Origin of the sequence: Pantoea sp. LS15 (genome assembly GCF_012241585.1) — a bacterium.
Taxonomy (GTDB): Bacteria; Pseudomonadota; Gammaproteobacteria; order Enterobacterales; family Enterobacteriaceae; genus Enterobacter.
Genome location: NZ_JAAVXA010000011.1, coordinates 1 through 11,067, shown reverse-complemented (window position 1 = coordinate 11,067; position 11,067 = coordinate 1). Strand labels below are relative to the sequence as shown.

Sequence of the window (11,067 nt, the reverse complement as noted above, 5' to 3'; positions counted from 1 at the left end):
ATGGTATTTAGACCTCAGAAAATAATGGTGAAGATAAAGACAAGTCTTAGCCAACTTTTTTTAGCGCAGATGGAAAATGACATTTTTGTCACCCAATCAGGACAATCAGGAATGTCAGATAAAAAAGTCATTCTCATGGATGTCAGTTCATTACTGCGGACTGGCATCCAGGGTTTATTAGCAGAACACGGTTATCAGACGGCGGCACAATTCCCCACGATTGAGACAATGCACAGCGCGTTGCCGATGTTACATGCTGACCTGATTATTATGGAACATCTGCAACAGAGCCCCGAGGTTTTCTCTCATCTGATGCAAATAAGAAAAGACTACCCTGATATTCAGGTTCTCATTTTGTCTTCATCCTCCAGTGATTTTCATATTCAGTTGAGCCGCCGAGCCGGTGCGGCAGGTTATATAAATAAAAACAGCTCACTGGATAAAATTATTACCACCGTCAACAGGATCGCCTCCGGGGGATATTGCTATGGCCCGGAACTATGGCATCACCACGCCAGGTATCCCCGGGACGCATCGCTGTTATTATCGCTGTCTCATATTGATATCTGTATTTTGCGCTATATTTCCGCGGGCTACAGCAATCAGATTATCGCCTCGATGCTCAATATGAATAATAAAAAGGTGAGCGCGTATAAGCAGCGCATCATGGCAAAATTCAAAATAACCCGCCTGGCGGAACTGGTGGATCTGGCAAAACGGAATTATCTTTACTGAACTGCGGAAGATGCCCGGGCGACGGCATGTTCGGGCTTTTTTACATAACTTGTTGCAAAACGAATGCTCCGAAAAGAGTGATCTGCCGCACATATTCCTCCCCATCTACCGAAGCGAATGTCTACGCTTTAAAGACACCCGGAAGAACAATCTCTTTGAACACACAACCGGAGGTCCTTATCACCATGTTCAACCAGAAGACACAGGCTACCGAGAACATCGAGTTCGGGATTGAAGAAGAGCTGCGCTACGAGACCGATCCCTGTGAGTTGAAACTGGATGAAATGATTGAAGCGGAGCCGGAACCCGAGATGATCGAAGGGCTACCCGCCTCTGATGCCCTGACGCCCGCAGACCGCTATCTTGAACTGTTCGAACACGTGCAATCGTCACGACTGTTTGCAGACAGCAAAACCTTCCCCGACTGCGCGCCGAAGATGGATCCGCTGGATATCCTGATCCGCTATCGCAAGGTCAAACGTCACCGGGATTTCGACCTGCGCCAGTTTGTGGAGAACCACTTCTGGTTACCGGAGACTTACAGCACGGAATATGTGTCCGACCCCGGCCTTTCGCTAAAAGAGCACATCGACAGTCTGTGGCCAGTGCTAACGCGCGAGCCGCAGGATCATATTCCCTGGTCATCCCTGCTGGCGCTTCCGCAAGCGTATATCGTCCCCGGCGGGCGTTTCAGCGAGACCTACTACTGGGACTCTTACTTCTCCATGCTGGGGCTGGCCGAAAGTGGCCGGAACGATCTGCTGAAATGCATGGCGGATAACTTCGCCTGGCTAATCGAACGCTACGGCCATATTCCGAACGGCAATCGCACCTATTATCTCAGCCGCTCTCAGCCCCCCGTTTTTGCCCTGATGGTGGAGTTGTTTGAAGAGGACGGGGTACGCGGGGCCAAGCGTTATCTTGAGCACCTCAAAATGGAGCATGCCTTCTGGATGGACGGCGCAGAGTCACTGCTGCTTAATCAGGCTTACCGCAGTGCCGTGCGTATGCCGGACGGTTCGCTGCTCAATCGTTACTGGGACGACCGTGACACCCCGCGTGACGAATCGTGGATTGAGGATGTGGAAACGGCCCGACACTCGGGTCGTCCGCCCAATGAGGTGTATCGCGACCTGCGTGCGGGTGCGGCCTCCGGCTGGGATTACTCTTCTCGCTGGCTACGTGAACCAGGCCGGCTTGCCAGCATCCGTACTACGCAGTTTATTCCCATAGATTTGAACGCTTTCCTGTTTAAACTGGAAAGTGCTATCGCCAATATCTCGGCATCAAAAGGTGATAAAGAAACCGCCGACCTGTTCCGCCAGAAAGCCAGCGATCGTCGCGCAGCGGTCAACCGTTACCTGTGGGACGAAGAAAATGGCTGTTACCGCGATTACGACTGGCGCCGCGAGGTCATGGCGCTATTTTCTGCGGCAAGTATTGTGCCCTTATACGTTGGTATGGCAACGCATGAGCAGGCTGAGCGGTTGTCTGATGCGGTAAAAACGCGGTTGCTGACCCCCGGCGGTATTCTCGCCACCGAGTATGAAACCGGCGAACAGTGGGATAAACCCAACGGCTGGGCCCCGCTGCAATGGATGGCAATTCAGGGCTTCAAGCAGTACGGAAATGATTCGCTAGGGGATGAGATCGCCTGGAGCTGGTTGCAGACGGTGAACCATTTTTATAATCACCACCATAAGCTCATTGAGAAGTACCACATCGCCAGCAGTACGCCACGCGAAGGGGGCGGTGGTGAATACCCCCTGCAGGATGGCTTTGGCTGGACGAACGGCGTGGTGCGACGGCTGATTGGGTTGTATGGGGAACCCTAATCAGCGAATCACCTCATAAATGGCGGTCTGGATGGACTGCCATTTTTTCGTGGTGGCATCCGGTTGTGACTGCGCACGACGGGTCGCCATATCAAGATCGTGCTGCTGGCGTTTCACCACGGCTGGCACCGTACAGAATGCTTTCAGATACTCTTTACGTTTTGATGTCAGAGGCTCGCCATTCGACATGGCGTGGCTGAGCGTATTGATAAAGCGACGACACGGCTTCTCTTCAACCATGTTCTGCTGGTAGCGTAACATCAGTTCCAGCACATCGTCATAACCTGCCGACATCGCCTCTTCGGTCCATGACAGCTTCCAGTCCATGCCACCCTGTAAAAAGAGCTGAACCACGCGGGTATCGTTGCGGTTAATGGCCGAACGGAAATTATTCTCGTCCCAGGTCACACCCATACGCGTCAGTGTTTCACGCGAGGAAGGCGTCTCGCGCATTTCCTGCGGAGGCGCTGTTTCTGCGGCACTGACGGTCGCAGGCTGTGGTTTACCACTGGTCACCAGCCAGAAGCCCCCTGCCACGATGGCAATCACCATGACGCCAACCGCCCCCCATAACGCACCAGAAATAAGCTGCTCGCGTTGTTCTGGGGTGCGCGGTGCGCGCTGGGTTGGCTTTTCAATGGTGTCACGAACTTCAAACAGATCCCCGCCAGTGACCCGATCCATTTTCTGCGCCTTTTCCCAGAAGGTATGCAATTCGCTGGCATCTACCGCCATTAACCCGGTCGGATTGACGCGTGTTCTCCCCTCTTCAAACGCACGCTGAACCGGTCGGCTGATCTGCGTGTAATAGTTATCCAGCAACTGAATTTGCGCCGAACTTAATGTTTTCTGAACCGTAATGTTGTTGCGGATTTGCCGAATGTCATCGAGGAAGGTTTGCAGCGTTTTACGCGGTTCCACCAGCAGCGTCAGCATGGTCGGGTCACTGAATAGCGAAGCGTAATAGCGGCTGAACTCTTTTTTATCCACCAGCATCTGCGCCAGTTCACTGAACATCATGCCGCTCAGGACATCGTTAATCTCGCCAAGCTTCAACCAGCGTCTTACCCGGTCGGCGTTAAAAAGCGTCTTAAGATGGTTATTCAACCGCACCTGATCGGGCCAGGCCTGCTGGATGAGCCCTTTTAACATCAGCTCAATTGCACGCACCTGTTTGTGCGCCTGTTGCTGCTGGAGTTCACTGCCCGGAGCCAGTTCAGTGCTGTAGGTCAGAAGCGGTTGCTGCAGACGAAGGTGTTCCAGTGCAGTCACAAACCGCATTGCCGCAATCAGCTGGTTTTCACTCACATCCTGCCCGCTTTCATACTGCGGTACGCGCTGCTGAAGCAGGCGCAATTGCAGCGTAAATTCCGACATTTCGGCATCATTCAGATTGAGCTTCTTCGCAACGGCTCCCCAGCCCCCCAGACCTAAACGCGCACTGTCCAGTTGTTCAAGAAACCAACGTGGATCTTTGCCCTCAGAAGCATGTACATTCAGAAGAAGCAAAATTTCCACTGAGGCCTGGCGAATGACCGCGAGACAGTGTTCGAACTGTTCGCGAACGTGATGTGATGTACTGAGAGCCATTATTTTCCTTAAGCAACAACGAAGACATCCGGAATGGCACGTGACGGCCGTTTTTCTTTTTATTTATACGAGGTTAACCATACCTGACTTTCTATTGAAATAAAGTGACAACCCTAAAATCATTTAAAAAGTGTCAGGAGAATCTGAATGCCTGTTTTAAACACCCTGCGCCTTAGCTGCTCACCCCTGCATGAAAACGACTGGCCCTTTTTCCTGGCATTACAGCAACATCCTGATGTCATGCGCTTTGTTGCGCAAGATCGCCCTGTAGCAGAGATCCGCGAGGCTTTTGACGCTCGTCTGACGCCATGGATACCTGGCAGCCCACACTGGCTTTGTCTCGTCGTGCGTGATGCCACCACCCGGACGGCGCTGGGTGTCACCGGGTATATTCATCGGGAAGAGGATTGTGCTGAAGTGGGTTTTCTTTTTGCGCCCGCGGCGCAGGGGAAAGGTTACGGCTTCGAATCCCTGCAGGCACTTTGTGACTATGCCTTTCATCAGGGAGGGATACGTAGGCTGACCGCTACCGTCACTGCGGGGAATGTCGCCTCAAGACGCCTGCTGGAAAAAGCCCATTTTCGTCTGGAAGGTGAGTTACGCGAGAGCTATTACCTTGCCGGGCGCTGGCATAATGACTGGTTGTTCGGTTTATTGAGGCAGGAATACCTGAGCAATAACGCCTGATCAACAGCCATTTGGCGGATATTTCTCTGACGTTGATTCCTCTACAGTGTCGCTATTAAGAGGACACAAATATGAAAGGTCATGCACTGAAAATATCGGCTGCCGCTATTGCGTTAATAAAAAATCATCAGGGGCTTTCACTGGCGAAATATCGTGACGAAAACGGTTTATGGGTTATTGGTTATGGCCACGTTATCCGCGACCGGGAAACGTTTAACGGTCTGATCACCCCTTCTGAGGCAGAATATTTGCTTCATAAGGACATTCAGCTATGTGAGAGGCTGCTGCAGGAAAATATGGCACAGCCATTAACCCAACAGCAGCATGACACAATGGTACTGATGCTATTCAGCTTCGGTGAGATGTCCTCGCTTCCGAAAGCGGTTCTTCAGACCGTCTCCCGCGTATAGTACATGGCTGCCTGCGTTCTGTTTTTAACATCCAGCCGACGGAAAAGCGCTTCCAGATGCGCTTTTACCGTGGCCGCACTGATGTTGAGATTGCGTCCAATCTCTTTGTTAGATTCCCCTGCGGCCAGCAATTTCAGGACTTCACGCTGGCGTTCGCTCAGGGTTAATAAGGCCTGAGGTGACGACGGCTGTTTAACCCACTCTCCGGGGAAACAGACCATCCCTCTGGATACCGAATCCAGCACGGCGGAAAACCGTTCGGGGCTCGCCTTGCGGGGAATAATGGCCATGACGTTTCGCTGCAACAACTGCTCAACCCATCGGGCCTCTTTTTTCGCTAACACCATCACTACACATATTGCCGGGAAGCGAGTCATAAGCGCTTCCAGCCACCCGCTCTCCTCATCCTGAATTAAATTTCCGTCAATCATGACGATAGCAGACGGTGATGCTGATACCTGAGCCCATAAATCTTCTGCCTGACAGGCTCCTGTTATATTTATTTCTGGAATTAACGTCTGAAGACTGTGTATCACTCCATGAATAAATATTGACTGCCTGTCAAACATGATTACTCGCATCGTTTCTCTCCCTCTGAGAATAGCGAAGGGGATTCTACAGAGGCGGTATTTAAGAAAAAACTCAATGAATGGAGGCGTTACAAATCCACCCGTGTTCTTTATATCTGTCAGTATCTGGACACATTAATGTTGAGGATTTCCTTAAGAGGTTCCTTCCCCTTAAGAATAGGCATCACAGGAACATTCCACCTGATACTTCAATACGTTGCGCGTTCATCCAGCCCAGTTTATCGCTAAGCAGGGCCGCAATGGCATCGCCAATATCATCCGGTAGCCCCACCCGACCCAGGGCGGTCTGTGAAGCCAGCATCTGATTCAACTGCGCGTTGTCACGCACACGTCCACCGCCAAAGTCCGTCTCTATCGCGCCGGGAGCAATGATGTTGACGGCGATCCCGCGAGCGCCCAGCTCTTTTGCCTGATAACGGGTCAGCACTTCCATCGCCCCTTTCATGGCCGCATAGGTCCCTGAACCTGGCTGAGTAAAACGAGCCAGTCCACTGGAAACATTGAGGATCCGTCCTCCGTCATTAAGCAATGGCAGCAGGCGCTGTGTCAGGAAAAACGGCCCTTTGAAATGAATGTTTAACGCCTCATCAAACTGAGCTTCCGTCGTGTCGGTATAGGGCGCGTATAACCCCGTTCCGGCATTGTTTAATAAATAATCAAAGGTGTCGCGCTGCCAGACGGTGTTAAGGGTTTCCTGAAGCTGTTGGGCAAAATGGTCGAAACTGGCGATATCCCCGACGTTGAGCTGTAATGCTGCCGCTCTGACACCTTTTCCCTGAATTTCGCGTACAACATCCTGTGCTTCCTGCTCACTGCGGTGATATGTCAGGATAATTCCCGTCCCCTCTGCCGCCAGCTTCAAAGCCGCGTTTTTACCCAGTCCACGGCTACCACCCGTCACTAATGCGATACGTTCAGTCATCATAAACCTCGTTTTGGCTGTTATGGAGATTGAGAAAGAGCTTATTAGGTGATAGAAAATCAATAAAGATGGGATAAAACGCTTCACTGTTTCAACGGCAACAACAATGAGCTTCATCTATGGATAAAATTCACGCAATGCAGTTGTTTGTCCGCGTCGCGGAACTGGAGAGTTTTACCCGCGCGGCAGAAACATTAACGCTGCCGAAAGGCAGCGTGTCACGGCAGATTCAGGCGCTGGAAAACCGGCTTGGCACCCAGCTGTTGCACCGTACCACGCGTCGCGTGAGCCTGACACAGGACGGCATGGTCTATTACGAACGAGCAAAAGATCTGCTGGCAAACCTTGATGAACTCGACGGAATGTTTCAGCACGACCCCTCCAGCATCAGCGGGCGGTTACGCGTGGATATGCCCGTCGCCGTTGCACGAAATTTAGTCATCCCCAAACTGCCTGTTTTTCTGCAGCAGTATCCCGGTATCGAACTGGAACTCAGCAGCAGCGATCGTCTTGTGGATGTGATCCGCGAAGGGTTTGATTGTGTCGTCCGCGTCGGTACACTGAAGGATTCAGGGCTTATCGCGCGTCCACTGGGTAAACTGTCGGTGATTAACTGTGCCAGCCCGGATTATCTGGCGCGTTTTGGTTACCCGGAAACGCTGGACGATTTAGGCTCACATGCCGTCATTCATTACGCTGCCATGCTGGGCAACCGTCCTCAGGGCTTTGAGTTTTATAACGGTAGCTCAACACAGTGGATAAAAACGGGCGGGGTGTTAACCGTCAATAGCACGGAAACTTACCAGGCTGCCTGTCTCGCCGGGCTGGGCATTATTCAGGTTCCACGGGTTGGGGTGCGTGATTTACTGCGCGCGAAGAAACTGATTGAGATCCTCCCGCAATACAAGGCCGAACCGATGCCTGTCTCTCTGATTTATCCCCATCGCCGTAACCTCTCCCGCCGGGTACATCTGTTTATGGAGTGGCTTACCGAACTCACAAAAGCTTATGTGGATTAGTCGCAAGCTATAATTCAATCACATCCAGCCAAACGAAAAGGAAAAGACGCGTGACGCCGGAAAACAACCCGCAACGACCCACCCAACAGTTAGATTATGATCCCATCAAAAAGATGGAAACCGGGCCCGAAGAGGCCAAATCGCCAGGCGCCGCCAGCAAAGCGCTGGGAACCGTCACTGGCATCGTCGCGAGAATTCAGCAGTTTCCCATGGTGGCGCATTTGATACGTGCGGCCGAGCGCTTCAATGACCGCATGGGAAACCAGTTTGGTGCCGCCATCACCTATTTTTCTTTCCTGTCGATGATCCCGATCCTGATGGTGTCGTTTGCGGCGGCCGGTTTTGTGCTCGCGTCGCACCCAACGCTGCTTCAGGATATCTTCGCTAAGATCCTGAATAATGTCAGCGACCCGACTCTTGCCAGTACGCTCAAAAGCACCATCAATACAGCCGTCCAACAGCGTACTACGGTCGGCATCGCGGGTTTGCTGATTGCCCTTTACTCCGGCGTTAACTGGATGGGCAACCTGCGCGAGGCCATTCGCGCCCAGTCGCGCGAGGCGTGGGAGCGCAAACCTCAGGATCAGGAAAAGATTTGGGTTAAGTATATCCGTGACTTTGTTTCGCTGATTGGCCTTCTCGTCGCGCTCGTCATAACGCTCTCTATTACCTCCGTGGCAGGCTCCGCGCAGCAGATGATTATCTCTGCGCTCTATCTCGATTATATCGAGTGGCTGAAACCCGCCTGGCGCGGCATTGGTCTGGTGATTTCCATCTTCGCTAACTACCTGCTGTTCTTCTGGATCTTCTGGCGTCTGCCTCGCCATCGTCCGCGTAAAAAGGCGCTGATCCGTGGAACCTTGATTGCGGCGATAGGCTTTGAGGTAATCAAAATTGTGATGACCTGGACCCTGCCGGCACTGGTTAAGTCCCCTTCTGGCGCAGCGTTTGGCTCAGTACTGGGACTGATGGCGTTCTTCTACTTTTTCGCCCGCCTGACCCTGTTCTGCGCAGCGTGGATTGCCACCGCTCAGTACAAAGATGACCCGAGGATGCCGGGGAAAACGCATCGGTAATGCCTCTTCCGGGCTGAAATTTCAGCCCGATCCATCATTTCAGCATATAAATCCAGCCTGTAACTTTTATTTAACCAAAAACCAGTTTTATTGACTAATATTTAAAATCTGTGAAGCATTTCATAGACGTGTTTTGGCTGGACTGAAAATTATCCGCTTTTTGTTGCTTTTATCACCAGCCAACAGCTTTGTTACAGATTGAAATGTCGCTTTTGCTGTGCGTAATATGGCCTTTCGTTCGACAAAAAATAAGAAAATATTATGCAAGCAACAGCCACAACACTCGACTCTGGTGCAGAAAACGTTCCGGTAAATTCGCGCAATAAAGTTGTCGTCGCATCGCTGATTGGCACCGCCATCGAGTTCTTCGACTTTTACATTTATGCCACCGCTGCGGTCATCGTCTTCCCGCATATTTTCTTCCCGCAGGGAGACCCGACGGCAGCCACGCTACAATCTCTGGCCACCTTTGCTATCGCGTTTGTTGCCCGTCCGATTGGCTCTGCGCTGTTTGGACATTTTGGCGATCGCATTGGGCGTAAAGTCACCCTGGTGGCCTCATTGCTGACGATGGGGATCTCCACCGTGGCCATCGGTCTGCTGCCAACTTACGAAACTATCGGCATTCTGGCTCCCGTTCTGCTGGCGCTGGCGCGTTTTGGTCAGGGTCTGGGGCTGGGTGGTGAATGGGGTGGCGCAGCGCTGCTGGCGACCGAGAACGCACCGGCGCGTAAACGTGCGCTGTATGGTTCATTCCCGCAGCTTGGCGCCCCCATTGGCTTCTTCTTTGCCAACGGGACGTTCCTGCTGCTCTCCTGGTTGCTGACAGATGAACAGTTCATGAGCTGGGGCTGGCGTATCCCGTTTGTGTTCTCTGCCGTGCTGGTGCTGATTGGTCTGTATGTCCGTGTTTCTCTGCATGAAACCCCTGTTTTCGCGAAAGTTGCCGCCGAGAAAAAACAGGTGAAAGTACCGCTGGGCACGCTGCTGACCAAACACGTCCGCGTGACCGTGCTGGGCACGTTTATCATGCTGGCGACCTATACCCTGTTCTACATCATGACCGTTTACTCCATGACATTCAGTACCGCCGCCGCGCCGGTTGGGCTGGGCCTGCCGCGTAACGAAGTGCTGTGGATGCTGATGATGGCGGTGATTGGGTTTGGTGTGATGGTACCGATTGCAGGTCTGCTGGCGGATAAATTTGGTCGCCGCGCAAGCATGATTGTGATCACCTCGCTGATCATTCTGTTTGCCCTGTTTGTCTTCCCACCACTGCTGAGTTCCGGTAGCCCGGCGCTGGTGATGGCGTACCTGCTCATTGGCCTGAGCCTGATGGGGTTGACCTTCGGCCCAATGGGCGCGCTGCTGCCGGAGCTGTTCCCGACGGAAGTGCGTTATACCGGTGCGTCGTTCTCTTACAACGTCTCCTCCATTCTGGGCGCGTCTGTTGCTCCGTACATCGCGACCTGGTTACAGGCAAACTATGGTCTGTTCTATGTCGGTGTCTATCTGGCAGCTATGGCGGCGCTGACGCTGATTGCACTGCTGCTGACGCATGAGACTAAGCATCAGTCCCTGTAATTCACTGCGGGCTGATGCCCTCACTCCGACCCTCTCCCACAGGGGTGAAGGATCCCCATAAAATAATGCCTGCATGGACGACCCCCTCTCCATTGAGGGAGAGGGCTGGGGTGAGGGGGAACATACGGCAGTGGAGGTTATTCCGTTCACTTTACGTTCCTTGCTACTCTGTAAGGACATCACCGGTGAACGTGCCAGGGTGGCTCAATCGCCACCACCCTGGCAACCCAGGCTCCCGGCGGTAAATCGCCGCTTCGCGGTCCCCTCAGCTTATTCCTTCGGGCTATCGGGTCGGGCATGAGCCTGCATCCCTGCAGGCCACGCCCTCTCGGCGCATCCCTGCGCCTCGCCCCGGCCTTACGGAAACGCTTCGGCGATTTACAGCCGGACCAGGGCATCGCTGTAAGCCATTAATTTTCATGAAGCAATATTCATCGCTTTCGGTGAAAAAATTACTGGGGATCCCTCAGCCCTGTACAGTCCGGGGACATGGTGAACACTTGTTCGGGGACATGGTAGACACTTACAACTAAGGCATAAGAACCCGTTAATGGAGTCGCTTATGCCCTGGGATGCGAGAGATACCATGTCATTACGTACCGAGTTTGTTTTGTTCGCC

Annotated in this window: 10 protein-coding genes; 7 read left to right on the top strand and 3 right to left on the bottom strand. The window is 52.7% G+C overall.

Annotated features, from left to right (window positions below; translation table 11 throughout):
• Positions 1-24 precede the first annotated feature (24 nt).
• On the top strand, positions 25-735 hold the full coding sequence (locus HED65_RS15880) for a response regulator transcription factor (protein WP_223256828.1): 711 nt from the start codon (positions 25-27) through the stop codon (positions 733-735).
• 185 nt (positions 736-920) lie between these two features.
• The gene (locus tag HED65_RS15875; protein WP_114979288.1) at positions 921-2,570 is read left to right on the top strand and encodes an alpha,alpha-trehalase; all 1,650 of its coding nucleotides are present in this window, start codon (positions 921-923) and stop codon (positions 2,568-2,570) included.
• Here the strand turns inward: HED65_RS15875 and HED65_RS15870 are convergent, their stop codons facing one another.
• Positions 2,571-4,160, bottom strand: coding sequence for an STY4199 family HEPN domain-containing protein (locus HED65_RS15870; protein WP_114979287.1), 1,590 nt, complete (start codon positions 4,158-4,160; stop codon positions 2,571-2,573).
• A 147-nt stretch (positions 4,161-4,307) separates the two neighbouring features.
• On the opposite strand from HED65_RS15870, the gene HED65_RS15865 reads away from it, so the two are divergent.
• Together HED65_RS15865 and HED65_RS15860 are read left to right on the top strand one after the other, a co-directional pair.
• Positions 4,308-4,847, top strand: a complete 540-nt coding sequence (locus HED65_RS15865) for a GNAT family N-acetyltransferase (RefSeq protein WP_114979286.1) — start codon at positions 4,308-4,310, stop codon at positions 4,845-4,847.
• A 71-nt stretch (positions 4,848-4,918) separates the two neighbouring features.
• Positions 4,919-5,257: a lysozyme gene (locus HED65_RS15860; protein WP_114979285.1), complete on the top strand. Its 339-nt coding sequence runs from the start codon at positions 4,919-4,921 to the stop codon at positions 5,255-5,257.
• On the opposite strand, the gene HED65_RS15855 is transcribed toward HED65_RS15860, so the two are convergent.
• Together HED65_RS15855 and HED65_RS15850 are read right to left on the bottom strand one after the other, a co-directional pair.
• Positions 5,236-5,838, bottom strand: coding sequence for a response regulator transcription factor (locus tag HED65_RS15855; RefSeq protein WP_114979284.1), 603 nt, complete (start codon positions 5,836-5,838; stop codon positions 5,236-5,238). The genes HED65_RS15860 and HED65_RS15855 overlap by 22 nt on opposite strands.
• Positions 5,839-6,010: 172 nt before the next feature.
• The gene (locus HED65_RS15850) at positions 6,011-6,769 is read right to left on the bottom strand and encodes an SDR family NAD(P)-dependent oxidoreductase (protein ID WP_114979283.1); all 759 of its coding nucleotides are present in this window, start codon (positions 6,767-6,769) and stop codon (positions 6,011-6,013) included.
• Positions 6,770-6,888: 119 nt separating this feature from the next.
• On the opposite strand from HED65_RS15850, the gene HED65_RS15845 reads away from it, so the two are divergent.
• The 3 genes from HED65_RS15845 (at position 6,889) to HED65_RS15835 (ending at position 10,448) form a co-directional block, all read left to right on the top strand.
• Positions 6,889-7,788: a LysR family transcriptional regulator gene (locus HED65_RS15845; RefSeq protein ID WP_114979282.1), complete on the top strand. Its 900-nt coding sequence runs from the start codon at positions 6,889-6,891 to the stop codon at positions 7,786-7,788.
• 50 nt (positions 7,789-7,838) lie between these two features.
• On the top strand, positions 7,839-8,864 hold the full coding sequence (yhjD, locus tag HED65_RS15840; RefSeq protein WP_114979281.1) for an inner membrane protein YhjD: 1,026 nt from the start codon (positions 7,839-7,841) through the stop codon (positions 8,862-8,864).
• Between the two features lie 261 nt (positions 8,865-9,125).
• Positions 9,126-10,448, top strand: coding sequence for an MFS transporter (locus HED65_RS15835; protein ID WP_114979280.1), 1,323 nt, complete (start codon positions 9,126-9,128; stop codon positions 10,446-10,448).
• Positions 10,449-11,067: the final 619 nt, after the last annotated feature.

Coding starts and splice junctions, on each gene's coding strand:
- HED65_RS15875 (WP_114979288.1), top strand. CDS start 921: ATGTTCAACCAGAAGACACAGGCTACCGAGAACATCGAGTTCGGGATT.
- HED65_RS15855 (WP_114979284.1), bottom strand. CDS start 5,838: ATGCGAGTAATCATGTTTGACAGGCAGTCAATATTTATTCATGGAGTG.
- HED65_RS15865 (WP_114979286.1), top strand. CDS start 4,308: ATGCCTGTTTTAAACACCCTGCGCCTTAGCTGCTCACCCCTGCATGAA.
- HED65_RS15870 (WP_114979287.1), bottom strand. CDS start 4,160: ATGGCTCTCAGTACATCACATCACGTTCGCGAACAGTTCGAACACTGT.
- HED65_RS15860 (WP_114979285.1), top strand. CDS start 4,919: ATGAAAGGTCATGCACTGAAAATATCGGCTGCCGCTATTGCGTTAATA.
- HED65_RS15880 (WP_223256828.1), top strand. CDS start 25: ATGGTGAAGATAAAGACAAGTCTTAGCCAACTTTTTTTAGCGCAGATG.
- HED65_RS15845 (WP_114979282.1), top strand. CDS start 6,889: ATGGATAAAATTCACGCAATGCAGTTGTTTGTCCGCGTCGCGGAACTG.
- HED65_RS15850 (WP_114979283.1), bottom strand. CDS start 6,769: ATGACTGAACGTATCGCATTAGTGACGGGTGGTAGCCGTGGACTGGGT.
- HED65_RS15835 (WP_114979280.1), top strand. CDS start 9,126: ATGCAAGCAACAGCCACAACACTCGACTCTGGTGCAGAAAACGTTCCG.